This is a genomic window from Curtobacterium sp. Leaf261, assembly GCF_001422205.1.
Lineage (GTDB): Bacteria > Actinomycetota > Actinomycetes > Actinomycetales > Microbacteriaceae > Curtobacterium.
Genome location: NZ_LMMJ01000001.1, coordinates 267,750 through 292,013, shown reverse-complemented (window position 1 = coordinate 292,013; position 24,264 = coordinate 267,750). Strand labels below are relative to the sequence as shown.

Below are 24,264 nucleotides of genomic sequence, written 5' to 3'. Positions count from 1 at the left end.
GTCGTGCGACACGGACGATCAGTTGGACTTCGCGGTGAGCCAGACGGTCATCGCGACGACCGCTCCCAGCCCGAAGATCCAGATGAACAGGCCTTCGGAGACCGGACCGAGGTCACCGAGCGCGAAGCCACCGGGGGACTTGTTGTCCTGGATGTACTTCAGGTAGCTGATGATCTCCGCCTTCTGCTTCGGCGTGATGTTCAGGTCGTTGAACACCGGCATGTTCTGCGGGCCGGTGAGCATGGCCTCGTAGATGTGCTTGCCGGACACCGAGTGGAGGTTCGGGGCGTACTTGCCCTCGGTGAGGGCACCGCCGGCACCGGCGACGTTGTGGCACATGGCACAGTTCACGCGGAAGAGCTCTGCACCGGCCGCGGTGTCACCGCCGCCGGAGGCGAGCTTCTCCGAGGGGATGCCGGGACCCGGGGCGAGCGACGCGACGTAGGCCGACAGCTCGGACACCTGGGCGTCCGTGAACTGCGACGGCTTCTCCTCGGCCTGGGGGCCGCTCTGCGCGAGCGGCATACGGCCGGTCCCGACCTGGAAGTCGACCGACGCTGCACCGACACCGATGAGGGACGGACCCTCCTTGGTGCCCTGCGCGCTGAGGCCGTGGCAGGTGGCGCAGTTCGAGGCGAAGAGCTTCTGGCCCTCGTTCACCTTGGACTGGCTCGACGCGGCGACGGTGCTCGACTGCGACGTGTCGGCGGTGGCGGAGGAGGAGAACAGTGCGTACGCACCACCGGTCGTCATCAGCCCGACGACGATCAGGGAGACGGTCGCCATCGGTGAACGGCGACCCTTCTTGGCGGCGCCGGAGCGCTCGGTCTTGGTTCGAGTGAACATGCGGTTCGTGGGTGTCCGATTCCTACTTGAGAAGGTAGATGACGGCGAAGAGGCCGATCCACACGACGTCGACGAAGTGCCAGTAGTACGACACGACGATTGCGGTGGTCGCTTCCTTGTGACCGAAGTTCTTCGCTGCGAACCCGCGGCCGAGGGTGAGCAGGAAGGCGATGAGCCCGCCGGTCACGTGCAGACCGTGGAAGCCCGTGGTGAAGAAGAAGGCGGAGCCCCAAGCGCTGGACTGGAGGGTGACGCCCTCGTGCCAGAGGTTGGCGTACTCGAACACCTGTCCGCAGACGAACACGGCGCCCATGCAGTACGTGACGAAGAACCACTCGGTCATGCCCCAGTCGACCGGCTTCCAGCTGGTGCGGTGCACCTGGAAGCGCTCGGCGGCGAACACTGCGAACTGGCACGCGAAGCTCGACAGCACGAGGACGATCGTGTTGACCGCCGCGTAGGGGACGTCGAGGTGCGCCGCCTCGGTGGCCCAGAGCTTGGGCGACGTGCTCCGCAGCGTGAAGTAGATCGCGAACAGGCCGGCGAAGAACATGACCTCGCTGCCCAGCCACACGATGGTGCCCACGGCGACGGGGTTCGGCCGGTTGAGGACCGTTCCGCTGACGGGTCTTGAGAGAGGGGTGCTTGTCACAAGGTCCATTATGGCCGAAACCACCGACAGTGTTTTCGTGGCGAACTGGCGGGTCCTCCCGAATCACTACGATCGAGTCATGTCCGATCCCCAGACCTGGCCCTCCACGATCGGCGCGCTCATGGCGGGCACCGATCTGTCGATCAGTGAGTCGTCATGGGCCATGGAGCGCATCATCGGTGGGCATGCGACGGACGCCCAGATCGCGGCGTTCCTCATCGCACTCCGGGCCAAGGGCGAGACGGTGAACGAGGTCGTCGGGTTCCGCGACGCGATCCTCGAGTCGGCGGTGCCGCTGGACGTCGATCCGATGGCGCTCGACATCGTCGGGACCGGCGGGGACGTGGTCGGCACGGTGAACGTCTCGACCATGGCCGCGATCGTCATCGCCGCGACGGGCGTGCCGGTCGTCAAGCACGGCAACCGGGCCTCGAGCTCCAAGTCGGGGAGTTCCGACGTCCTCGCGGCGCTGGGGCTGGACCTCACGATGGACGCGGCGACCGTGGCCGAGACCTTCCGCCGCGTCGGCCTCACCTTCGCCTTCGCGAGTGCCTTCCACCCCGGGTTCGCGCACGCCGGTCCTGTCCGTCGCGAGATCGGCGTCCCGACGGTGTTCAACTTCCTGGGCCCCCTGGTGAACCCGGCGCGGTGCGAGGCGAACGCCGTCGGCGTGGCCCAGCTCGCGCTGGTGCCGATCATCACCGGCGTGTTCCAGACGCGCGGGGCGACCGCACTCGTCTTCCGGGGCGACGACGGACTCGACGAGCTGACGACGACGGGCCACAGCCACATCTGGGAGGTGTCCGGCGGATCCGTCACCGAGCACGACCTCGACCCGCGGGACCTCGGGATCGCCAGATCGCGCACCGAGGACCTGCTGGGTGGGGAACCGGCGCACAACGCCGCGGTCGTCCGACGCGTGCTCGCGGGGGAGACCGGCCCGGTCCGTGACATCGTGCTGCTGAACGCGGCCGCCGGTCTCGTGGCGTTCCGCCTCGCCGAGGACCCGACCGAGGCCTCCCGTCCGCTCCTGCACCGGTTCCGCGCGGCCCTCGCGATCGCGGCCCAGGCCGTCGACTCCGGCGCGGCGGAACGGAAACTCGCCGAGTGGGTGGGCGTGTCGCCCGCCGCAGCCTGAACCGCCTCTCACAGAGCGCGGGCGTGTCGCGCTGCGCGACACGTGTCGCCCCGGAAGCGCTCACGAGCCGAACGCGGACACGAGCCGAACGCGGGCACGAGCCGAACGTGCCAACCGAGCGCGCGCACCAACCGGCCGCGCACCAGGCCGGGAGGCACGGATCGCGACCTCCGCGACCGTCGCGTGACGTGCCTCCCGGCCGCCGCAGGCTCGCTCCGACGCAGAAGGGCCCCGACCGTCCGGTCGGGGCCCTTCTGCGTGCTCAGAGCGTCAGTTGACGTCTTCGTCGACCCAGTCGAAGGTCTTCGTGACGGCCTTCTTCCAGAGACGCATGGTGCGGTCGCGCTCGGCGGCGTCCATCGACGGCTCCCAGCGCTTGTCCTCCTGCCAGTTCGCGCGGAGCTCGTCGAGGTTCGCCCAGAACCCGACGGCGAGCCCGGCGGCGTACGCGGCACCGAGTGCCGTGGTCTCCGCGACGACGGGTCGGACGACCGGGACGTTCAGGATGTCCGCCTGGAACTGCATGAGCTCGCTGTTGGCGGTCATGCCGCCGTCCACCTTGAGCTCCGTGAGGTCGACCCCGGAGTCGGCGTTCACGGCGTCGAGGACCTCGCGGGTCTGCAGCGCGGTCGCCTCGAGGGCCGCACGCGCGATGTGCCCCTTGTTGACGTACCGCGTGAGGCCGACGATCGCGCCACGGGCATCCGGACGCCAGTACGGCGCGAAGAGCCCGGAGAACGCCGGGACGAAGTACACGCCGCCGTTGTCCTCGACGGTCTTCGCGAGCGTCTCGACCTCCGGGGCGCTGCCGATGAGCCCGAGGTTGTCGCGGAGCCACTGGATGAGCGACCCCGTGACCGCGATGGAGCCCTCGAGCGCGTAGTGCGTCGGCTGGTCGCCGAGCTTGTACCCGACCGTGGTCAACAGACCGTTCTCGGAGCGGACGATCTCCTCGCCGGTGTTGAAGATCAGGAAGTTGCCGGTGCCGTAGGTGTTCTTCGACTCGCCGGTGTCGAACGCCGCCTGGCCGAAGGTCGCGGCCTGCTGGTCGCCGAGGATGCCCGCGATCGGGACCTCGCGGAGCAGGTTCGAGGACTCGACGTGCCCGTAGATCTCGGAGGAGGAGACGATCTCCGGCAGCATCGACTTCGGGACGCCGAAGTCGGCGAGGATGTCCTCGCGCCACTGGAGCGTCTCGAGGTCCATGAAGAGCGTGCGGGACGCGTTCGTCACGTCGGTCTTGTGGACGCCGCCGTCGACACCGCCGGTGAGGTTCCAGAGGACCCACGTGTCGGTCGTGCCGAACAGCAGGTCGCCCGCCTCGGCCTTCTCGCGGGCACCCTCGACGTTCTCGAGGATCCACATGATCTTCGTGCCGGCGAAGTAGGTCGCGAGCGGGAGGCCGACGATCGACTTGTAGCGGTCGGTGTCGCCGTCGGCGAGCTTGTCGACGATGCTCTGCGTGCGGGTGTCCTGCCAGACGATCGCGTTGTAGACCGCCTTGCCGGTCGTCCGGTCCCAGACCACCGCGGTCTCGCGCTGGTTCGTGATGCCGACCGCCGCGACGTCGTGGCGGGTGATGTCGGCACGGGACAGCGCCTGCCCGATGACCTCGCGGGTGTTGTCCCAGATCTCGGCGGGGTCGTGCTCGACCCAGCCGGCACGCGGGAAGATCTGCTCGTGCTCCTTCTGTCCGGTCGAGACGATCGAACCGGAGTGGTCGAAGACGATGGCGCGGGTGGAGGTCGTGCCCTGGTCGATGGCGACGATGTAGTCGGCCATTGGTGCTCCTTAGGGGTGTTCGTTGACCACGGGCGATCAGGCCGCCCGGGTCGGTGGGATGGGTGTCAGACGAGGGGGAGCAGCGGACCGGACAGCAGGGCCGCGATCGCGCCACCGATGAGCGGGCCGACGACCGGGACCCATGCGTAGGACCAGTCGTTCGAGCCCTTGCCCTTGATCGGGAGGATGGCGTGCGCGATACGGGGGCCGAGGTCACGGGCCGGGTTGATCGCGTAGCCGGTCGGGCCGCCGAGGCTGACACCGATCGCGAGCACGATGAACGCGACGGGGAGCGGTCCGAGCTCGGCGGGGGCCTTGCCGTTGGTCAGGGCGATGATCGCGAAGACGAGGACGAAGGTGCCGATGATCTCGGTGACGAGGTTCCAGCCGTAGGAGCGGATCGCCGGGCCGGTCGAGAAGACGCCGAGCTTGGCAGCGGGGTCCGGCTCGTCGTCGAAGTGCTGCTTGTAGGCGAGCCACACGATGGCGGCACCGATGATTGCGCCGATCATCTGGGCGAGCCAGTAGACGAGCATCGCCACGAACGTGATGTTGCCGAGCATGAACTGCGCGAGGCTCACGGCGGGGTTGAGGTGCGCCCCGGACTTGTAGGACACGAGCACACCGACGAACACACCCATCGCCCAACCGAACGTCACCATGAGGGTGCCGGCGCCGAAGCCCTTGGTCTTGGTGAGGGCGACGTTCGCCACGACACCACCACCGAGGATGATGAGCATCGCCGTCCCGACGAGCTCGGACACGAACCTGATCCCGATGTCGTCCATCGATGACCTCCTGTTGCTGTGAGGAGGAGAGCGGTCGAGTTCCCGCCACTCCCCGTTGAGTGAATGGCCCGAGCATAGTGCTGGGAATTCGCCGGACACGATGGCTGGCGCGGCGACGAGCGGACATTTGCACAAACGTGCACAGTCGATGCTCGGCTTGCCCCGACCCCGTTCGGAACGACTGCGCTGCGCGGCTGCACGTTCGTGCACGAACGGTCCCATCCGTCGGCACCGGACCGGTCCGACCGGCTCGCTGCGCGGACCGCGATGGTAGGTTGAGCGCAGTTCTGGCGGTGCCGACGGAACCCTCCGCCCGCCGTCGATCGTCGAGGTCCCGCTGGAGGTCCCGCATGAAGAAGCTCATCAACGACCCGCGTCAGGTGGTCGACGAAACGGTTCGCGGGTTCGCGATCGCTCATGCGCGACAGGTCGTCCTGCAGGAGGTCCCGATCCACCTCCGGCGCATCGACGCCCCGGTCGCCGGGAAGGTGGCGATCGTCAGTGGCGGGGGGAGCGGGCACGAACCGCTGCACGCGGGGTTCATCGGTCACGGGATGCTCGACGCCGCCGTCCCGGGTCCGATGTTCACGTCGCCGACCCCCGACCCGATCGTCGACACCACGAAGGCCGTCGACGGGGGAGCGGGAGTCCTCTACATCGTGAAGAACTACACGGGCGACGTCCTGAACTTCGAGACCGCCGCCGAACTCGCCGGCATGGACGACATCCGGGTCGAGTCGGTGCTCGTCGACGACGACGTCGCGGTGCAGGACTCGCTCTACACGGCCGGTCGCCGCGGCGTGGCAGGCACGCTCGTGGTCGAGAAGTGCGCCGGAGCCGCAGCCGAACGCGGCGACGACCTGTCCGCCGTCGCCGCGGTGGCACGACACGCTGTCGACGTCACGAGGTCGATGGGACTGGCGCTCGCACCGTGCACCGTCCCGCACGCGGGGGAGCCGAGCTTCTCGCTGGCCGACGACGAGGTCGAACTCGGTGTCGGCATCCACGGTGAGCCCGGCCGCGAGAAGATCGCGATGGCGCCCGCGGACGAACTCGTCGACCGGGTCATCGAGCCGATCCTCGCCGACCTCGACGCACCGGCCGGGTCGCGGGTCCTGCTGCTCGTGAACGGGATGGGCGGCACGCCGCTGTCCGAGCTCTACATCGTGTTCCGGCGCGCCGCCGAGATCCTGGCGGACCGCGGGTTGGAGCTCTCGCGTAGTTTGGTCGGCAACTACGTCACATCGCTGGAGATGCAGGGGTTCTCGCTCACCGTCACGGTGCTCGACGACGACCTCACCACCCTCTGGGACGCGCCGGTGGAGACACCGGCGCTCCGCTGGGGACGCTGACCTCGCGGACACGTCTGCGCACTCCGGTGCACGAGAGAGGAACGACATGGCACTCGACACCGACTGGGCGGTCGAATGGGTCCGCCGGACCGCGGCGACCATCCGCGAGCACCGGGCGGAGCTCGTCGCGCTCGACCGCGAGATCGGCGACGGCGACCACGGCGAGAACATGGACCGCGGGTTCCAGGCGGTCCTCGCAGCGGTCGACGACCAGGGGTCGTTCGACAGTCCGGGAGCGGTGTTCAAGCTCGTCGCCACGAAGCTGATCTCGACCGTCGGCGGTGCGTCCGGACCGCTGTTCGGCACCGCGTACCTGAGGGCGGCGCAGGCCGTCGGCGACCAGGACTCCCTCGACGCCGCGGGTGTGGCGGCGATCCTCGTCGCAGCGCGCGACGGCGTGGTGTCCCGGGGCAAGGCCGAACCCGGTGACAAGACGATGGTCGACGCGTGGACCGCGGCCGTCGACGCAGCCGCCGCCGCGAGTGACGCCACGCCGGAGCAGGTCCTGGAACTCGCCGCGGACGCCGCCGCCGCCGGTGCCGAGGCCACCGAACCACTCGTCGCCAGGAAGGGTCGCGCGAGCTACCTCGGTGAGCGCGCCGTCGGCCACCGCGATCCGGGCGCCCAGTCCGTCGCGCTCATCCTCCGGGCAGCGGTCGACGCCGCGGGAACCACCTCGGGCACCGCGTGAGCGTCGGGATCCTCGTCGTCTCACACAGCGCGAAGATCGCCGAGGGCGTCGTCGAGCTCGCCCGTCAGATGGCCCCGGACGTCCGGTTCGTCGCTGCCGGGGGAACCGACGACGGCAGCATCGGGACCTCGTTCGAGGCGATCACCGAGGGGATCACGGCACTGTCCGACACGGACGGCGTCATCGTGCTCTGCGACCTCGGTTCGGCGTACCTGACGGCCGACACGGCACTCGACTTCCTCGACGATGCCGAACGGGCCCGTGTCGTCGTCTCGCACGCGCCGCTGGTGGAGGGGACGGTCGCCGGGGCGGTCGCCGCGCAGACCGGAGGAGGCATCGAGGACGTGGTCGCCGCGGCCGCGACGGCTGCCGGTGGTGCGGACATCGATCCGCACGAGCGGACGGGAGGCGCGGCTGACGTCCCGCAGGCACCGATCGACGACGACGCGGTGCGGCCCGACAGCGTCCCGGATGCCGGTGCCGTGACCGCCTCGGTCGCACTCGTCAACGAGAGCGGGCTGCACGCCCGCCCCGCGGCGGACTTCGTCCGGACCGCGGCTCGGTTCCGGGCGACGGTCCGGGTCAACGACGTCGACGCCAAGAGCCTCCTCGCGATCATGGCGCTCGCCCTGCCACAGGGTGCCGTGCTCTCGATCACGGCGACGGGTGCCGATGCCCAGGACGCAGTCGATGCCCTCGTCGAACTCGTCCGGTCGGGCTTCGGCGAGGACTGATCGTCGTCGGCTGCTGAGTCGGGCGGAGCCTTCGCGGATCGGGGCTTGTGCGATACGCGGTCCCGGTGGAGAATCTCGGCACCCAGCCTCACTGGGGGAGCAGCCGGGCGAGCGGACCAACCACTCGTGGCCCGGTCGGCTCGACGCTCCAACCAGGTACGGAGTCATCATGTCGAACACCTCTCGGTCCGCGAAGCGCGACGTCCTCCAGCAGCACCTCGACGAGCGCGAGGTGCGCGAGGCACTCCTCGGCGAGGTGTCCGAGGACTTCGCTGGGGAGCTCGGCGACGGGTCGGCACCCGCCGTCTGACGGAGGCCCCCGGACGAGTTCCGGCGGGAGTCCGCACGTCGGGAGGTGGTCACGCAGATCTCCGCGTGACACTGGACGCGGGATGCCCGGATGTGGTTGCGTTGTGATGTGCCCCCCGGAGGGGGTACGTCACCCGAATGCCCGTCCTCACCCCACGGGCCGCAGCCTCTGGAGTTCCCGTGCCCCGCGCCTCCCGTTCGTCCATCCCGGCCCCCGGTCGCGCTCCCCGCCGTCGCGGACTCGCGCTGCTCACCGCCGGTGCGCTCCTCTCTGGTGCCGTCGCACTCGGCGGCTCGGCCGGCGTCGCGTCCGCAGCTCAAGTGAGCCCGGTGTCGTCGCCGGCCAGCGGGTCCTCCGTGCCGCGATCGCTCACCGTGACCCAGACCGGCGCGACGAGCGCGACCGTGTCGTGGGACGCGCCCGCTCGACACGCCGGGGTCCGGGGCTACCTGCTCGCCGCGACGCCGACGAACGGCCGGCACGCGACCGTGCACCGTCTGCGGGGGAGCGCGACGAGCGACGCTCTGTGGCGGCTCCGTGCCGGCGTCGCGTACCGCGTGTCCATCCGGTCGATCGGACACTGGGGATCGAGCCGTGCCGCGACCGTGCGGTACACACCGGCGAGCACGTCGGTCCCGCCGGTGACGCCGACTCCCACGCCCACGCCGACTCCTACGCCTACGCCGACTCCGACGCCCGCCGCGTCCGAGTGGCTGTTCGCGCTCTCCGCCGACGGCGACGTGGTGCGGAGGCCAGTCGACGGTGGCAGCTTCTCGACGGTCGTGGCCGACGGCGCTGGCTTCGACGTCGACCGGTCCGGCAACGTCTATGTCCCCGCCGACGGTGGCACGACGATCCACCGTGTGGCTGCCTCCGACGGAACCACGACCACGGTCGCGTCCGGACTCACGATCACCGGTGGCCTCCAGCTCGATGCCGCCGGCGACGTCTTCTTCATCCAGGGCGAGAGCGTCGTCGAACTCCCGGCCGAGGGTGGGTCCGTCCGGCCGATCGCGGCGAGCGGCACGCAGTTCTTCGTCGCTCCCGACGGTGCCGTGACGACCGCTGCCCGCACGGACACCGCCGACCTCGCGATCACGACGTACCCCGTTGACGGTTCTGCGGCGATCGTCCGGGAGCATGCCTACAGCAACGGCGCCGTCGCCCTGACCGGAGATGCCGCGGGGAACATCTACTTCGACGAGTTCAGCGCCGGCGCGAGCGGTGCGGTGAGCTGGCAGGAGTACCCGGCCGGATCGTCGACGTCCATCGCGATCGGACCTCGGGTGGCGATCGACGCCGGAGCGGTCAGCGCCGCAGGCGACTTCTCGCTGCTGCAGTCGGCCACGTGGTGTGCCGCCCCGTCCGAAGCCTCGGGACACTGCGTCGCGGACCTCACCGTCCCGGAGCTCTTCACGAGACACGCGGACGGCAGCACCAGCTCGGTGTCGATCTCCGGGCTGAGCATCGCCGGGTCGAGCACACGGTCCGGGAACGTCGGCGCCGTCGACGCGGACGGTGATGTGTTCGTCAGCATCCCGTCCGGGCCCACGACTGGTCTCTACGCGGTTCCGGCGACCGGGGGAGCGGTCACGCAGATCGACCCCGCGACGTTCACGGGCCTGATGGTCAACTGACGCGAGACGCGCGACGGGACCACCCCGCACCTCCGGGAGCACCGATGCCGGTGCGTGCCGCTACGATCGAGCTGTGGCGCAGGGGGCGTCGAGTCGAGGGTGGGGGAGATCGATGTCGGACATCATCGCGGTTGCCAAGCACCAGAAGCGGGTCAGGGTCAAACTCCGCATCCAGATGATCGCGTTCGGAGCGGCCCTGGTCGGGTTCGTGGCGCTGACGGTCGACACGAGCACCCACGCGAACAGCGCGGTGCTCGGCGGGATCGGGGTCGCCGCGCTCGGCGTGGCGATCATCGCGTACGTCTGGTCTCGGATCTACGGGGCCGTCATCATCGCGAAGCATCCCGGCCCGCCGGACCTCCGGTAGACCAGCCAGGCACGGAGGGGAGTCGCAGCGCCGGGCGCACGCCGTCCCTCCAGGCCGATGGCACGGGGTCCTCGAACCCTGAGCTGACATAATATGCATTATCGGCGCACGCATATGGATCCCCGACGGGAACGAGAACTCGCGGTTCAGGGCCCAAGTCGCCCCTCGGTAGCTGTTCGGTCCCCATTCGCCGTCGACGGGTCCGTCGACCGGTGATGGCCACCCTTCGCGAGCTCATGCAGCGCCGACCGGGTCGGCATGCGCCGATGTCGACTGCGCACCGAGCATCGTCGTGACGCTTGCCGCGACCAGCACTCCAGCCAGGATGATCCTCATGATGCGTGTTCTGAATACTCCAACGATCAAATGTAGAACATCTCGTCACCTCGCGATCTCCACACTCAACGCCTCCACGGCACCCGGGTGAGCCACCACGTCACCTCCGTGATGAGTCGCGCATGCCCACGGTGAGCGGTGTCGATGGACGCTCGAGGTGTCGAATGTCGCATCGTGAATATGAACAGAAATGTTTTCACGATAATCCTGCGATATGCACGCCGGTCCTCATGAATTGATATGTTGAAGATCAGATCAGCATCGCTGATCTTCAGCGCTGGACTCCCCGACACGTGTGCACGCCTGGGACGGGAGCTGGCTCCGTATGCCCACCCCGAAGGACTGCCATGACCCCCACCCGACTGAGGCATCTCGGCGCGACCACCCTCGTCGTCGCCGTCCTCGCAGCCACCCTCACCTCCTCCCCCGCTGTGGCCGACGACGACCAGCCGGATCCCCCGGGCTCCGTCGCGGCTGCAGCAGGGTCGGATGCATCCGAGCCCGACGTTCCGGCCGCCGAGGACGCCGCGACGTCGCGTGCCGACGTCCGGGCCGCCGTGGCGATGGCCATCACCGTGACGTCCGACGGAAGCGGTGCGTTCACGCCGACACAGCAACCCGGCGGAGACACGAGCATCACCAACGGCCTGGTCCGCACGTTCGACTCGATCACGTACGGCGTGACGGTCAACTCCAACGGCGGGGCGTCCGAGAACGAGACCTTCACCGTCACAGCCCCGGATGGCACGTCGTGGGCGGGGCTGCCGGCGCCGTGTGTGGGAGCCGGTTCCGGCATCGTCGGACAGGTGCTCACCTGCAATCTCGGAACGATCCGCGAAGGCGACGCCAAGGCGACCCCGGTCGTGTTGAACGTCTCCGGAGAACGCCGCAACGGGGACGAGATCTCCATCAGCGGCCGCACGACGGCAGACAACCTCACGGGCGTTCCCGCGCTCGCGACCTCTCCGATCACGACCGTCTCCGCCGCCCCCCGGTACGACCTCAGCAAGGACGTCTCGAACTCGCAGCTCTTCGGCGACGTCGCCGGGCCGGACGGCACGGACGGCATCGTGCTGCGCTACCCGATCGCCGTGGCGTTCGATCCGGTCGTGCCCGGCCAGGGGTTGCTCGGCCTCGAGCGGTCGGACGGCAATTTCTCCTTCACGGACGACGTCTCCCGGATGTCCGGTGGCACGACCTCCGGTGCTCTGCTCTGGGGTCGCCACGGTGAGCCGGCGTGCGGGGCGAACGACGCACAGCACTTCGTGGACCTCCCGGGCGGCTCCGGGGGCACGAGCGACAGCGTCCTCGACAGCGGAACGATCAGCTGCTCACAGACCGCGCCCGGCGGGCCCGTCGCGGTGTCGATCACGGGTGCGCGTACCGACGTCACCAAGGCCACCATCCCGTCGTCGAGCGCGTCGGGCGGTGCGATCGCGGGGGGCTCGAAGGCCTATGTGGTCAGTGGCTACATCGACGTCTGGATCCCGCAACCCCCGGTCGGTTCCTCGTTCCTCGCTCACGACGAGTACACACCGCTGCAGACGACGTCCACCAGCGGTGCGCAGAACTACCCCGGCGGCTCAGAGCCCCTCACGAACAACGTGGCGACCCGGAACGTCTCGTCGTTCGCCGGTCCCGACGGTTTCAAGGTCCTGACGCAGGTGTCGGACGAGGCCACCGGCGCGACCTCCCCCGGCTCGGCGAAGTCAGGCGACCCGTACGTCACCGCCGGCCGCGTCGTCCGGAGCCAGGTGAGCATCGTCAACCCGGGGACCAGTCCCTACGAGGGCGCCATCGCCTGTGACGTGTTCGACAACCGACACCAGACCATCACTCCGATCGGTGACAACGGGTACGCCGCAGGCTTCTCCTGGGACGCCGGGATGCGGATCGAGTACACGGCGTTCTCGTTCTCGGACCCGGCGGATGGCCGCGATGCGACCTGTGACGACACCGACGGCCCCTGGTACTCCTCCCCTGAGGACGTCCCCGGCGGTCCGGCCGCGGTCGGCAAGATCCGTGCGGTCGGCGGCATCAAGGGCGGCATCCGCGCGAACCTGTTCAGCTACATGCGCGTCCTTCCCGCACCCAGTGGAACCCGAGTGCTCGACTTCGGCCAGCTCTCGAGCGGCGACGGTACATGGGTGCACGACAGCCACGACGCCGACCTCGGGGCCGGCGGTCTCGCGGACTCGGTGATCGAGACCCGTACACTCGCGCGCGTGACGAAGAAGGTGATCGATCCCGGACACACCGCTGCCGACACACCGGACAAGACCTCGTTCACGGTCTCGGGCGGCAGCGTCGAATTCGGCCTGTACCCGACGTTGACGAACTCGACGACCGGCGCGAAGCCCGAGGACGTCACCGTGGTCGACCTGCTCCCCGCCCACACGACGTACCGGCCCGACTCGGCGTCGCGCACACCGACGACCATCGAGACCGTCGTCGACGCGGAGGGCATCTCCCGCCAGCAGCTGACCTGGGTGCTGCCGGACACGACACCGGGTGTCGTCCTCGATCCGATCACCTACCGGGTCGATGTGTCCCTGCTCAGCCCGGCCGGTCCGATCACGAACGACGTGACCGTCTCGGCGCCGGACGACCTGTCGCCCGAACGGTACCGCCACGCTGTCCGGAGTCTCGACGTCGTCACCACCGGAGGTGTCGGCGTCACCAAGACAGCGGTCGCGCCGACCGTCATCGCCGGCGATGAGCTCCGATGGGAGCTCGGGTACACGAACACCGATTCCTCCGCCATCACCGGCGCCGACATCATCGACGTGCTGCCCCACAACGGCGACGAGCTCGGCACCGACCACTCCGGCCAGGCTCGGCTCGCGGCACCCATCGTGGTCGACGCTGAAGCCGGCGAGATCGTCCGGTACACCGACACAGAGCCGGCGGACGTCGATCGCGACGGGAACGCCGCATCGAACCAGGCGGGCGGCTCGACCACCTGGTGCTCCGATGCTGACCTCGGCACAGTCGACTGTCCGTCCGACCTCGCGGACGTCACGGCATTCCGCATCGAGCGTGCTGCCGGGATCGCCGTCGGGCAGACCATCACCCACCAGGTCGCCATGTCGACGGTCGGTGCCGTCGCCGGCGACGTCCACGTCAACCGATTCGGCCTTCGCGCCTCGAACCTCGCCCTGCCCGTGCTGTCGAACGCCGCGAAGATCACGACCGTCGCCGGTTCGATCGGTGACCGCGTCTGGGAGGACGCGAACGGCAACGGCCTGCAGGACGAGCACGAGGACGGGATCCGGGGCGTTGCCATCGCCATCGCCGGTGAGGACGACCGCGGCACCCATGTGCACCGCACGACCAGGACCGATGGCTCAGGGACCTACGGCTTCGGTGGCTTGCGGCCCGGCTCCTACGTGCTGACGTTCTCCGCACCGGAGGGTCGCTCCTTCACCGCGGCCGAGGTCGGCGATGACCGGACCATCGACTCGGACGCAGCTCCCGACGGCAGGACGAAGGCCGTGCGGCTCGTGGCGACGTCGACCGACGAGGGGAGGCTCGACGGAGTCACCAGTGACCTCACCGTCGACGCCGGCGTCCTCCCGGTGTCGATCGATCCCGTCATCACCGAGCCCGATCCCGTCATCACCGAGTCGGAGGAGTTGAGCACCACGGGTCAGGAGACCCCGGGCTCGCGCGGCGGAGGGACCCCGCGTACCGTCCTCGCCTTCACCGGGGCGGACATCGCCACCATCGGCGTCATCGGAGGGGTGATGCTGTTCCTCGGTGCGGCGTTCGCAGCGCGAGCGTGCTTGCGACACCGTGCCCGGCGGGACTGAGGACACACGAGGAGGGGCGGGGCGGAATCGCCCCGCCCCTCCTGCGTGGCCCAGCGCGATCTGCGCAACCGCCGTCGCACTCGGACCCGAGGAGCCTCGGAGGAGCCGGGAGCGCTGGACAGGACCGTTGTCGATGGAGCATTGACGCGGGAGGATGACGGCATGAGCCTTCGCTGGTACACGATCGTCGTCGACTGTCAGGACGTCGCCGCCCAGGCCCGCTGGTGGGCGGAGACGCTCGACTGGCGGATCGTGTACGAGGCTGACGACGAGGTCGTCATCGTGCCGCAGCATGCTCTCGACGCGTCCCGGAACATCCCGCTTCAGGAGCAGGGACCTGGCATGGTCTTCGTTCCGGTGCCGGAGGGCAGATCCGTCAAGAACCGCCTGCACATCGACCTCGCGCCGGAACCGCATGACGACCGAGCAGTGCAGGTGCAGGGGCTGCTCGACCGAGGCGCTCGGCTCGCCGACGTCGGTCAGAGGTCCGATGCGACGTGGGTCGTGCTGCAGGACCCCGAGGGCAACGAGTTCTGCGTCCTGTCTCCGCGCGACTGACGGGGTACGGGACGCCGGCGGTCTGCGCACGCTGATGTCACCGCACGCTGGTGTCGCCCCACGGTGGTGTCGCCCCACGCTGGTGTCGCCCCACGGTGGTGTCGCCCCACGGTGGTGTCGCCCCACGGTGGTGTCCTCAGGCCTCCGTGCGGCCGAACCGCCGGATGAGATCGGCCAGCTCCGGCGGGTCGAACGGTTCGGTGCCCGCATCGAGCTCGTCCGCGGTCCACCAGCGGGACGCCAGGATGTCGACCCGCTCATCGTCGGTCCATTCGGCGTCCGACAGCGTGAACCCGTCTGTCCGCACGACGTAGAACTCGGCGTGTCCGCGATCGTGGTCCGCCTCGTCCCATTCGACGACGAAGTCGCGCGAGTGCACCGGTGCTCCCGGGTCCGTGATGACGATGCCGGTCTCCTCGCGGAGCTCGCGCACGGCCGCCTCGGCGTGGGACTCCCCCGGGTCGACGCCGCCACCGGGGGTGATCCATCGGTGGAACCCGTCGCTCGACGGCATGGTCGTGTCCATCAGGAAGACCCGACCCTGCGGGTCGAGCAGCAGGATCCTGGAGGTGCGGCGGAGGCCGGGTGCGGCGGTCACGACGGGTGGGTCCTTCCGACGGTCACGGTCTGGAGGCGCGGGTCGCGTCCGACGGTCAGCTCGCGGTGCCGACGAACTCGCTGACGTCACCGACGAGCTTGGTGTGGTCCTCCGGGATCGGCTCGAGCGCGGCGGCGGCGACCTCCGCGGCGAACTCCGCGACGTTGTAGAGCTTGCCGACCGACTCGCGACGGTCCGAGATGGCGCCGGGGTTGATCCGCTCGAGCAGCGTCGCGGTGATGGTGCCCTCGATCATGTCGCCCGAGACGACGACGAACTCCACGCCGGCCTCGTCGAGCGCGGGGATCTGCTCGCGGAGGGCGAGCTCGCCGGCGCGCTTGCTCTTGGCCACCGGCACGTACTCCGGGAGGGTCTCGGCGGTCTCGACGAAGTGCGCCTGGTGACTCGTGACGAAGACGACCCGGGATCCGGGCGCCATGTGCGGCAGGGCGGTCGTCAGGAGGTCGACCTGGGCGTCGCGGTTCAGGCGGAGCGCGTAGTCGTCCCCCATGCCGGACTCCATGCCGCCGGAGGCGTTCAACACCAGGATGTCGAGGCCACCCCATTCGCCAACGATCGTGTCGATCATGCCCTGCACGGAGTCGTGGTCCGTGAGGTCGGCGCCGACGGCGAGGGCCGCTCCCCCGGCAGCGGTGATCCGCTCGACGATCTGCTCCGCGCGTCGCGCCTTGTTGCGGTAGTTCACGACGACGCGTGCCCCGGCCTCGGCGAAGTACCCGAGCGTGTCGGCGCCGATGCCGCGCGACGAGCCGGTGACGAGGACGCGCTTGCCGGCGAGGGAGTCGGGTGCCAGGGGGTTGCTCACGGGTTCAGTCTCCTCGTGTTGCCGGAAGTCGTTGGGTGCGGTCTCGCGGTGGTGCGAGGACGCTCTGCACGGATGATCGGCATCGAGCCTAGCGCCCGTGCTGTCCGAGCACGGAACCGGGCATCACCTGTGGAGAACCGCACGTGTCGGTGTGCATTGATATGTTTTACGCACCGGTCGATGCCGCACAACGGTTGTGCTGCGACCGGCGAGGGGAGCGTCACATGACCGGGATCGAATGGGCATGGGTGATCGTGTGGATCGCCCTCGTGCTGCTGCTGATCGTCGTCGAGATCTTCACGCTCGACTTCATCTTCCTGATGCTCGCGGTGGGCGCAGCGGGCGGCCTCGTCGCCGCGCTGGTCGGAGCACCGTGGTGGGCGGCGGTGATCATCGCCGCGGCGGTGTCGCTGTTGCTGCTGTCCCTCGTCAGACCACGTCTCCTGAAGATCCTCGGGCGGAACGCCGATCCGCACCGGACCAACATCGAAGGACTCATCGGCATGCGCGGCCAGGTCGCCGTCGCCTTCACCTCCTCCGCCCCCGGACAGGTCCGCCTGGCCAACGGAGAGACGTGGAGCGCCCGGATCACCGCCGACGAGTCGTTCCCGGACTCCCCCGTCGATCACACACCGCCACTCGGCACTGGTGTGATCGTGACCGCGATCGACGGCTCAACCGCCGTCGTCCGCACCACTGAAAGGACACACTCATGACCCCGTCGATCGGGACCATCGTCCTCATCGCTCTCGTCCTCGTGGTGGTGATCTTCGTGATCGTCGTCCTCGCCAAGGCGATCCGCATCGTCCCGCAGGCCACGGCCGGGGTCGTCGAGCGCCTCGGCAAGTACCACAAGACCCTCACCCCCGGCCTCAACATCCTGGTGCCGTTCATCGACCGACTGCGGCCGCTGCTCGACATGCGCGAGCAGGTCGTGTCCTTCCCCCCGCAGCCGGTGATCACCGAGGACAACCTCGTCGTCTCGATCGACACGGTCGTCTACTTCCAGGTGACGGACGCGCGCGCCGCGACGTACGAGATCGCGAACTACCTCGGTGCGGTCGAGCAGCTCACCACGACCACGCTCCGCAACGTCGTCGGTGGGCTGAACCTCGAGCAGGCGCTGACGAGCCGCGACAACATCAACGGTCAGCTCCGCATCGTGCTCGACGAAGCCACCGGCAAGTGGGGCATCCGCGTCGGTCGTGTCGAGCTCAAGGCGATCGATCCGCCCCTCTCCATCCAGGACTCCATGGAGCAGCAGATGCGAGCCGAGCGGAGCCGTCGTGCCGCGATCCTCCAGGCGGAGGGCACCAAGCAGTCGCAGATCCTCGAGGCAGAGGGACAGCGTCAGTCCTCGATCCTCCGCGCAGAGGGTGATGCGAAGGCCCGCGTCCTCGAGGCGGAGGGTGAAGCCCAGGCCATCGCCACCGTGTTCGGGGCGATCCACGCCGGCGACCCGGACGACAAGCTGCTCTCCTACCAGTACCTGCAGACCCTGCCGAAGCTGGCCGAGGGCACGGCGAACAAGCTCTGGATGATCCCGAGCGAGTTCACCGAGGCGCTCTCCGGCATCGCACGTGGCTTCACGGCCGGCCCGAGCATGATGCCGGGCGCTGGCTCGGCAGGTGCGACCGGTGGGGCCGGCGCTGCGGCTGCCGGGGCTGGCGCCGCGGCAGCCGGGGCCGGTGGAACGACGGCCGGTGCTCCTGCAGGAGCTGCCGCTGCCGCAGCAGCAGCCGGTCCGAGTCTGATCGACCGCATCTCGGAGCTCGCGAACAAGAGCCTCGCCGACACGACGACGACCTCGCCCGGTGGCGGCCTCGCAGCGTCCGATGCGAGCCTCGATGCCCGCCTCGCGGAGTCCGATCGGAGCCTCGACGAGAAGCTCGGCGTGCCGCTCCCCCGCACCACGTCGAGTCCGGCAGCGGCAGACATGGCAGCAGGCGACGAGCCCGACGCTCCGGAGACTCGCGGCGCCTGAGCCCGGATGCACCACGACACGCCCGTACCGACCACTGTCGGTGCGGGCGTGTCCGTCGTCGGGGGTGACGTGCGTGGACCCGACCCTCCCCGACCGCACCTGGCCCGATCCGAACTGACCCGACGGCCGCACCGGTACGGGCAACTCGGAGTCGTCGTCGGTACGCTCGCCAGGAACAACCGGTGGAGCCGTCGATCGGCTCCCCCGCTCCGAACAACTAGACCACACGCGGCCGACGCACCATCCGGCTGCACGTGGTTCGAACGCTTCGCTCGACGAAGCGACTGAGAACCGACTGGGAATGCGCGGCGGAGGAAACAATCCGCCCGCTGTTCCGGTTGTCAACCAGGCAAGCGATGCGAGAGGAGTCACACCATGGCTGATCGCAGTCTCCGCGGTATGCGGCTGGGGAGCCAGAGCCTCCAGAGCGAAGAGGGCGTCGAGTTCTCGGACCGCACGAGGGCCGTCTACCTGACGGACTCTGGAACGACGTTCGATGTGGTCTTCGCCGCGGACGCCGAGATCCCGCCGACGTGGTCCTCACCGCGGTCCGGTCTGGAGGGTCGTCTCCTCGGGGACGACGGCATCCCGGTCGAGGTCGCGAGCGAGGACGTCAAGACACCGAGGACCCACTGGGACATGCTGCTCGAGCGGCGGTCTCGCGAGGAACTCGAGGAACTGCTCGAAGAGCGTCTGACCGTGCTCCGAGCACGTCGAGGAACGGAGAAGGTCGGCGCCTGACGTCGGACCTGATCGAGAACCACCGAACGGCCGTCCCACGGGGCGGCCGTTTCGTCGTTCCCTAGGGGCGACGACGACGACGACCCGACAATGCCCGGTCCGACGATGCCCGACCTGACGATGCCCGACCTGACGATGCCCGGTCCGACGATGCCCGGCCCCAGGGAGCCGCTGCCAGCAGGATGAGCACCCCGCCGATGACGATGATCGTCGTGAGGCCGGACCCGATGACGGTCGCCGGCGTGGTCGACGTCCCGAGCGGCACGTCGGTGATCATCGACGTCGCTGTGTAGGCCTTGACGGAGTCGATCGTCCGTCCGGTCGGGGAGATCACCGCAGAGGCCCCCACGGTGGAGATGTTCACGAGCGACCGGCCGGTCTCGATCGCCCGCATCCTGGCGATCTCCAGCTGCTGGAGGTTCTCGTCGGTCCCGTCGAAGTCCGCGTTGTTGGTCTGCGCGAGGATCACCTGCGCGGCCCCTCGTGGGTCGTCCATCATCTCGTCGACGAGCCGGTCGTCGACGATGTCGAAGCAGATCGCGAGCCCGGCCCGCACCCCGCTGACACTGACCGTGTTCGGCTTCGTCCCCGGCGTGTAGTCGCGGCCGATGAGCCCGATCAGGGACGGCGCGAGCTTCGACCAGAACCACCGATCGGGCACGTACTCACCGAACGGCACCGGGTGCTTCTTGTCGTAGGACCCCGTCCAGCCACGCGTCGTCCAGACGAACGACGTGTTGTGGAGCAACCCCGAGGGTGTCTCGGTGATGGCGCCGGCGACGAGCGGCGCACCGACCCGCTGCACCACGGCGTCGAGATCGTCGGCGATCGTCGGGTTCGTCCTGGGGTCGAACTCGGCCGATGCCTCTGGCCAGACGACCATGTCCACGCCCTTGGCGTCGACGTCGGTGGCTGCGAGCTGCGACGAGAGCACCTCGCCGGGCTGCGCGCGGTCGAAGTAGCCGGCCGGTCCGTTGCCCTGGACGCTCTCCACGCGGACCGTGCCGTCGGTGGTGGCTGGCCACGCGGGGACGAGGAGCACGAGCGCGACGAGCACGACCGCGGTGCCCACCCTGGTGAACGGGCGGATGCCGGACTCGAGCACGAGGGCGAGGACGACCGCCACCACGAACACGACGATGAACGTCAGCCCGAGGACGCCGACCCACGCGACGAGCGGTGTGAAGGGGCTCTGTGACTGGCTCAGTCCGACGCGTCCCCACGAGAAGCCGCCGTACGGGTAGTTGCCGCCGAACCATTCGCGGCCCGTCCAGAGCGCGGCGACCACGGCGGGCGTGAGCCAGACGCGTCCGGCGACCGTCGGCCATGCGCGGGGCACCCACCGGTAGGCGAGCGAGAACAGCAGCCCACCGATCGCGAAGAACACCGCTTCGAGGAGTGCCAGTGCGAGCCACGGCACCGGCCCGAGGTACCTGGCGGCCCAGTCGAGGTCGACCAGGAAGAACGACGCACCCGCCACGTACCCGAGACCGAACGCCGCCCAGCCCCGCTGACCCGTGACGGTGACGAGCATGATGCCGATCGCGGGGAACGCGAGGACCCAGATGCCCGCCGACGGGAACGCGAGGTCGAACATCAGTCCCGCGACGATCGCGAGCGGGTAGGCGACCCGGAGCGGGAGGCGGAGGTCCGAGCGGACGCGGACGGGGAGGTCGTGCCTCCCGTCCGATGGCCGGCCACCGGCCCGACCGGACCAGCGGGACGGACGGGAGGAACGGTGCGCGTCCCGCAGGCTCGTCGCGGTGGGCGCGACCCGGGTCGCGTCGTGCTGCACGGTCATGCCGGACTCACACCGCCGCGTAGGCGACGATGCCGCGCCGGACGGCGTCGGCGGCGCGGCCTGCCGTCGCAGCGATGCCGGGGTCCCCGGCGCCGCGGATCTGGTCGAGCAGGTCGATGACCTGCTTGGACCAGCGGACGAAGTCACCCGCAGCGAGGTCGAGCGTGCGCAGGACGTCGTCGAGGGCGGAGCCGGACGCCCAGCGGAACATCCCGAGTGCGATGCCGGCGGACGGTGGCAGGGAGCCGGAGAGCCGGGCGTCGCGTTCGATGTCGTCGAGACGCGACCAGATGTCGGTCGTGCGTTCGAGAGCTGGACGGAACGCTCCCCGCGGAAGCGCGTGCTCGGTGCCGGGCGCGTCCTCGCGGCGGGGCTGGTACACGATCGTGGCGGCCATCGCGGCGAGCTGCGGGGCGGTGAGCTCGTCCCAGACACCGGCTTCGAGGCACTCGGCCACGAGCAGGTCGCGGTCACCGTAGATCCGCTGGAGTCGACGGCCACCGGCAGCGACGCGGACCTCGCCGCGCTGCGAGCCGATCGACTCCGAACCGGGCTTCGGGGAGGTGGTGCCCTCGGCGGTGTCGAGTGGCGCGCGCGTCAGGTACCCGAGTTCGAGCAGGACGTCGGTCACCCGGTCGAACACGATCGCGACCGCACCCGTCCGCGAGCGGATCTGGTTCAGGAGCTGGTCGGTGGTGCGGGAGAGTCGGTACCAGCGCTCGGCCCACCTGGCGTGCGCTTCGCGGTCCGGGCAGGCGTGGCATGGATGCTTCTGCATCCGACGTCGGACGTCCGTGATCGAGGACTGGCGCTCTTGCCGGGCGCCGTGCGACGACTCACGGCCGCCGGGGACGGTGGAGCGCTCGAGGTCGGAGAGCTCACGACGGAGGGCCGCGTACTCGGTGAAGTCGCCGAGGTGGCACTGCATCGACTCGCGGTAGCCGTCGAGCGACTGCTGCTGCGACCTGGCCTTCCTGGCGAGGTCGACGACGGAGCGGTCGGCCTGGAACTGGGCGAACGACGTCTCGAGGATCTCGCGGGTCCGCTCACGGCCGAACTGCTCGATGAGGTTCACCGCCATGTTGTAGGTCGGCTTGAACGACGAGTTGAGCGGGTAGGTGCGCCGCGACGCCAGTGACGCGACCGACTGCGGCTCGAGCCCGTCCGCCCACTGGACGACCGAGTGTCCTTCGACGTCGATGCCACGGCGTCCGGCGCGCCCGGTGATCTGGGTGTACTCCCCCGGCGTGATCGGCACACGGGCCTCGCCGTTGAACTTCTCGAGCTTCTCGAGCACGACGCTCCGGGCCGGCATGTTGACACCGAGCGCCAGGGTCTCGGTCGCGAAGACCACCTTGACGAGCTTCCGCTGGAAGAGGTCCTCGACGACCTCCTTGAACGCGGGCAGGAGGCCGGCGTGGTGTGCCGCGACACCGCGCTCGAGGCCCTCGAGCCACTCCCAGTACCCGAGCACCGCGAGGTCCTCGTCGTGGAGCGTGCGGCAGTGGTACTCGGCCGTCTCGCGGATCTCGCGACGTTCGTCCGCGGTGGTCAGCGAGAGTCCGGAGCGGAGCACGTGTCGGACGCCCTGGTCGCATCCGTTCCGGCTGAACACGAAGAAGATGGCGGGGAGCAACATCCGCTCGTCGAGCATCTTCACGATGCCCTCGCGGTGCATGCGCTCCTGCCGCGGACCCCGGTTGTCCCATGAACCACGACCGCGGCCGCCGCCTCGACCACCGCCGCCCCTGCCGCCGGCGCCGCGGCGATCCCCGCCGCGCGTCCCTCCGACGAGCCGCATGAGCTCCGGGTTCACCCGGTTCGTGGCCGCGGCACCGGACGAGTCGAACAGGTCGACGACCTTCGAGCCGACGAGCACGTGCTGCTCGAGCGGCACGGGGCGGTCCTCGGACACGATTACGTCGGTGTCACCGCGGACGGTCTGCAGCCAGTCGCCGAACTCCTCGGCGTTCGACACCGTGGCGGAGAGCGACACGAGCCGGACCTCGCTCGGCAGGTGGAGGATCACTTCCTCCCACACCGGACCGCGGAACCGGTCGGCGAGGTAGTGGACCTCGTCGAGGACGACGTAGGCGAGGTCGTCGAGCAGGTCGGAGTCCGCGTAGAGCATGTTCCGGAGGACCTCGGTCGTCATCACCACGACGCGGCCGCGGGGGTTGACATTGGTGTCACCGGTGAGCAGCCCCACCTCGCTCTCGCCGTACGCATCGACCAGCTCCGCGAACTTCTGGTTGCTGAGCGCCTTCATCGGGGTGGTGTAGAACACCTTCGCCGACGGCTGCCGCATCGCCATCCAGATCGCGAACTCCGCCACGACGGTCTTGCCGGCTCCGGTCGGCGCGGCGACGAGGACGCTCCGCCCGGCGTCGAGCGAGACGCACGACGCCGTCTGGAACGCATCGAGATCGAACCGGAGCTCCTCGCGGAAGAGCTCGAGGTTCCGCGATCGGGAGCGAGTCGCGGCCGCGGCGAAGCGTGCAGCCGGCGAGAGGTCGGTCTCCGTCACAGGTCGTACTCGGCGTCGAGCAGCGCCTGGCGCTTGGCGGCGCGTCGGTCGTGCAGCCACGTGACCGCGCAGGCGCCGATGTACAGGACCACCATCGGGACCGCGAGCAGGAACATCGATGCGACGTCCGCGGACGGGGTGACCAGCGCGGTGAAGATGAGGATGCAGATGATGGCGATGCGCCACGAGCCGATGATCGACTTGGCGGAGAGCACGCCGACGAAGTTCAGCAGGACGAGGAACACCGGGAGCACGAACGCGATGCCGACCGCCAGCACGAGCTTGATGACGAAGTCGTAGTAGGCCTTCGCGTCGACGATCGAGGTGTCCTGGTTGGAGACGAAGCTCCCGAGGATCCCGACGATGTGCGGCAGCACGTACCAGCCGAACCAGCACCCGGCGAGGAACAGCGGGATCGCCGTGCCGAAGAACCCGACGAGGTAGAGCTTCTCCTTGCGGACGAGCGCCGGCACGATGAAGGCCCAGATCTGGTAGAGCCACACGGGGCTCGACACCACGATGCCGATGGTGATCGCGATCTGCAGTCGGAGGTCGAACGCCCCCGAGATCACCGGGAAGTTGAGCTCGGCGGTGTGTCCGCCGCCGTTCGACGCGAGCTGCGTGACCGGCTCGCGGAGGGCGTCCAGCACGAACGGCGTGACGAACCAGCCGGCGATGGCCAGGACCGCGATCGCGATGACCGCACGGAACAGGCGTTTACGGAGCTCGATCAGGTGCTGCCCGAGTGACATCCGTCCCTCGGCGTCACTGCCAGAACGTGATC

21 protein-coding genes are annotated in these 24,264 nt (G+C 69.3%); 12 read left to right on the top strand and 9 right to left on the bottom strand.

All coding sequences use genetic code 11. The features are described 5' to 3' along the window. Nucleotides 1-18 precede the first annotated feature (18 nt). Nucleotides 19-846, bottom strand: a complete 828-nt coding sequence (gene qcrC, locus ASF23_RS01245) for a cytochrome bc1 complex diheme cytochrome c subunit (RefSeq protein ID WP_055947809.1) — start codon at nucleotides 844-846, stop codon at nucleotides 19-21. 22 nt (nucleotides 847-868) lie between these two features. Next, the gene (gene ctaE, locus ASF23_RS01240; RefSeq protein ID WP_055947806.1) at nucleotides 869-1,507 is read right to left on the bottom strand and encodes an aa3-type cytochrome oxidase subunit III; all 639 of its coding nucleotides are present in this window, start codon (nucleotides 1,505-1,507) and stop codon (nucleotides 869-871) included. A 70-nt stretch (nucleotides 1,508-1,577) separates the two neighbouring features. Between ctaE and trpD the strand changes: the two genes are divergently transcribed. Then, on the top strand, nucleotides 1,578-2,636 hold the full coding sequence (gene trpD, locus ASF23_RS01235; protein WP_055947804.1) for an anthranilate phosphoribosyltransferase: 1,059 nt from the start codon (nucleotides 1,578-1,580) through the stop codon (nucleotides 2,634-2,636). A gap of 270 nt (nucleotides 2,637-2,906) precedes the next feature. On the opposite strand, the gene glpK is transcribed toward trpD, so the two are convergent. Beyond that, the gene (gene glpK / locus ASF23_RS01230; protein WP_055947801.1) at nucleotides 2,907-4,418 is read right to left on the bottom strand and encodes a glycerol kinase GlpK; all 1,512 of its coding nucleotides are present in this window, start codon (nucleotides 4,416-4,418) and stop codon (nucleotides 2,907-2,909) included. A gap of 65 nt (nucleotides 4,419-4,483) precedes the next feature. Further along, nucleotides 4,484-5,206 (bottom strand): MIP/aquaporin family protein, encoded by a 723-nt coding sequence (locus ASF23_RS01225; RefSeq protein ID WP_082473684.1) that lies wholly within the window; start codon nucleotides 5,204-5,206, stop codon nucleotides 4,484-4,486. A gap of 350 nt (nucleotides 5,207-5,556) precedes the next feature. On the opposite strand from ASF23_RS01225, the gene dhaK reads away from it, so the two are divergent. The 8 genes from dhaK to ASF23_RS01190 all read left to right on the top strand — a co-directional run bounded on the left by dhaK (nucleotide 5,557) and on the right by ASF23_RS01190 (nucleotide 15,003). Further along, nucleotides 5,557-6,558, top strand: coding sequence for a dihydroxyacetone kinase subunit DhaK (dhaK, locus tag ASF23_RS01220; protein WP_055947798.1), 1,002 nt, complete (start codon nucleotides 5,557-5,559; stop codon nucleotides 6,556-6,558). A 46-nt stretch (nucleotides 6,559-6,604) separates the two neighbouring features. Then, nucleotides 6,605-7,249, top strand: a complete 645-nt coding sequence (dhaL, locus tag ASF23_RS01215; protein ID WP_055947795.1) for a dihydroxyacetone kinase subunit DhaL — start codon at nucleotides 6,605-6,607, stop codon at nucleotides 7,247-7,249. Next, a complete protein-coding gene (gene dhaM, locus ASF23_RS01210; protein ID WP_055947792.1) occupies nucleotides 7,246-7,983 on the top strand; it encodes a dihydroxyacetone kinase phosphoryl donor subunit DhaM in 738 nt (245 codons plus the stop codon). The genes dhaL and dhaM overlap by 4 nt, the downstream gene beginning before the upstream one ends. Before the next feature lie 169 nt (nucleotides 7,984-8,152). Further along, complete coding sequence (locus ASF23_RS18075; RefSeq protein WP_156364031.1) at nucleotides 8,153-8,293, top strand: hypothetical protein; 141 nt, start codon at nucleotides 8,153-8,155, stop codon at nucleotides 8,291-8,293. 179 nt (nucleotides 8,294-8,472) lie between these two features. Then, nucleotides 8,473-9,930: a fibronectin type III domain-containing protein gene (locus ASF23_RS01205; protein ID WP_055947789.1), complete on the top strand. Its 1,458-nt coding sequence runs from the start codon at nucleotides 8,473-8,475 to the stop codon at nucleotides 9,928-9,930. Between the two features lie 112 nt (nucleotides 9,931-10,042). Further along, the gene (locus ASF23_RS01200; protein ID WP_055947787.1) at nucleotides 10,043-10,297 is read left to right on the top strand and encodes a hypothetical protein; all 255 of its coding nucleotides are present in this window, start codon (nucleotides 10,043-10,045) and stop codon (nucleotides 10,295-10,297) included. A 683-nt stretch (nucleotides 10,298-10,980) separates the two neighbouring features. Then, a complete protein-coding gene (locus ASF23_RS01195; RefSeq protein ID WP_055947784.1) occupies nucleotides 10,981-14,445 on the top strand; it encodes an SdrD B-like domain-containing protein in 3,465 nt (1,154 codons plus the stop codon). A 162-nt stretch (nucleotides 14,446-14,607) separates the two neighbouring features. Further along, the gene (locus ASF23_RS01190) at nucleotides 14,608-15,003 is read left to right on the top strand and encodes a VOC family protein (RefSeq protein WP_055947781.1); all 396 of its coding nucleotides are present in this window, start codon (nucleotides 14,608-14,610) and stop codon (nucleotides 15,001-15,003) included. A 136-nt stretch (nucleotides 15,004-15,139) separates the two neighbouring features. Here the strand turns inward: ASF23_RS01190 and ASF23_RS01185 are convergent, their stop codons facing one another. Both ASF23_RS01185 and ASF23_RS01180 read right to left on the bottom strand, forming a co-directional pair. Beyond that, entirely contained in the window at nucleotides 15,140-15,601 is a 462-nt protein-coding gene (locus ASF23_RS01185; RefSeq protein WP_055947778.1) for an NUDIX hydrolase, read from the bottom strand. Between the two features lie 55 nt (nucleotides 15,602-15,656). Continuing rightward, complete coding sequence (locus ASF23_RS01180; RefSeq protein WP_055947775.1) at nucleotides 15,657-16,427, bottom strand: SDR family oxidoreductase; 771 nt, start codon at nucleotides 16,425-16,427, stop codon at nucleotides 15,657-15,659. A gap of 224 nt (nucleotides 16,428-16,651) precedes the next feature. On the opposite strand from ASF23_RS01180, the gene ASF23_RS01175 reads away from it, so the two are divergent. From ASF23_RS01175 to ASF23_RS01165, 3 genes are all read left to right on the top strand, one after another. Further along, nucleotides 16,652-17,143 (top strand): NfeD family protein, encoded by a 492-nt coding sequence (locus ASF23_RS01175; protein ID WP_055947772.1) that lies wholly within the window; start codon nucleotides 16,652-16,654, stop codon nucleotides 17,141-17,143. After that, nucleotides 17,140-18,411: an SPFH domain-containing protein gene (locus ASF23_RS01170; RefSeq protein ID WP_082473681.1), complete on the top strand. Its 1,272-nt coding sequence runs from the start codon at nucleotides 17,140-17,142 to the stop codon at nucleotides 18,409-18,411. Before ASF23_RS01175 ends, ASF23_RS01170 begins: the two co-directional genes overlap by 4 nt. 375 nt (nucleotides 18,412-18,786) lie before the next feature. Then, a complete protein-coding gene (locus tag ASF23_RS01165; RefSeq protein ID WP_055947769.1) occupies nucleotides 18,787-19,152 on the top strand; it encodes an RNA polymerase-binding protein RbpA in 366 nt (121 codons plus the stop codon). Nucleotides 19,153-19,213: 61 nt separating this feature from the next. On the opposite strand, the gene lnt is transcribed toward ASF23_RS01165, so the two are convergent. Genes lnt through tatC form a run of 3 tightly spaced genes read right to left on the bottom strand, consistent with a single transcriptional unit; the run spans nucleotide 19,214 to nucleotide 24,232 of the window. Then, nucleotides 19,214-20,953 (bottom strand): apolipoprotein N-acyltransferase, encoded by a 1,740-nt coding sequence (gene lnt, locus ASF23_RS01160; RefSeq protein ID WP_082473680.1) that lies wholly within the window; start codon nucleotides 20,951-20,953, stop codon nucleotides 19,214-19,216. A gap of 7 nt (nucleotides 20,954-20,960) precedes the next feature. Further along, a complete protein-coding gene (locus ASF23_RS01155) occupies nucleotides 20,961-23,480 on the bottom strand; it encodes a DEAD/DEAH box helicase (RefSeq protein WP_055947766.1) in 2,520 nt (839 codons plus the stop codon). Further along, nucleotides 23,477-24,232 carry a twin-arginine translocase subunit TatC gene (tatC, locus tag ASF23_RS01150; protein ID WP_055947763.1) on the bottom strand — a complete coding sequence of 252 codons (756 nt, stop codon included), beginning with the start codon at nucleotides 24,230-24,232 and terminating at the stop codon, nucleotides 23,477-23,479. The genes ASF23_RS01155 and tatC overlap by 4 nt, the downstream gene beginning before the upstream one ends. Nucleotides 24,233-24,264 lie beyond the last annotated feature (32 nt).

Bases quoted from the DNA above. Each gene is read 5' to 3' on its own strand.
- qcrC (WP_055947809.1), bottom strand. From the start codon at position 846: ATGTTCACTCGAACCAAGACCGAGCGCTCCGGCGCCGCCAAGAAGGGT.
- ctaE (WP_055947806.1), bottom strand. From the start codon at position 1,507: ATGGACCTTGTGACAAGCACCCCTCTCTCAAGACCCGTCAGCGGAACG.
- trpD (WP_055947804.1), top strand. From the start codon at position 1,578: ATGTCCGATCCCCAGACCTGGCCCTCCACGATCGGCGCGCTCATGGCG.
- glpK (WP_055947801.1), bottom strand. From the start codon at position 4,418: ATGGCCGACTACATCGTCGCCATCGACCAGGGCACGACCTCCACCCGC.
- ASF23_RS01225 (WP_082473684.1), bottom strand. From the start codon at position 5,206: ATGGACGACATCGGGATCAGGTTCGTGTCCGAGCTCGTCGGGACGGCG.
- dhaK (WP_055947798.1), top strand. From the start codon at position 5,557: ATGAAGAAGCTCATCAACGACCCGCGTCAGGTGGTCGACGAAACGGTT.
- dhaL (WP_055947795.1), top strand. From the start codon at position 6,605: ATGGCACTCGACACCGACTGGGCGGTCGAATGGGTCCGCCGGACCGCG.
- ASF23_RS18075 (WP_156364031.1), top strand. From the start codon at position 8,153: ATGTCGAACACCTCTCGGTCCGCGAAGCGCGACGTCCTCCAGCAGCAC.
- ASF23_RS01200 (WP_055947787.1), top strand. From the start codon at position 10,043: ATGTCGGACATCATCGCGGTTGCCAAGCACCAGAAGCGGGTCAGGGTC.
- ASF23_RS01195 (WP_055947784.1), top strand. From the start codon at position 10,981: ATGACCCCCACCCGACTGAGGCATCTCGGCGCGACCACCCTCGTCGTC.
- ASF23_RS01190 (WP_055947781.1), top strand. From the start codon at position 14,608: ATGAGCCTTCGCTGGTACACGATCGTCGTCGACTGTCAGGACGTCGCC.
- ASF23_RS01175 (WP_055947772.1), top strand. From the start codon at position 16,652: ATGACCGGGATCGAATGGGCATGGGTGATCGTGTGGATCGCCCTCGTG.
- ASF23_RS01170 (WP_082473681.1), top strand. From the start codon at position 17,140: ATGACCCCGTCGATCGGGACCATCGTCCTCATCGCTCTCGTCCTCGTG.
- ASF23_RS01165 (WP_055947769.1), top strand. From the start codon at position 18,787: ATGGCTGATCGCAGTCTCCGCGGTATGCGGCTGGGGAGCCAGAGCCTC.
- lnt (WP_082473680.1), bottom strand. From the start codon at position 20,953: ATGACCGTGCAGCACGACGCGACCCGGGTCGCGCCCACCGCGACGAGC.
- tatC (WP_055947763.1), bottom strand. From the start codon at position 24,232: ATGTCACTCGGGCAGCACCTGATCGAGCTCCGTAAACGCCTGTTCCGT.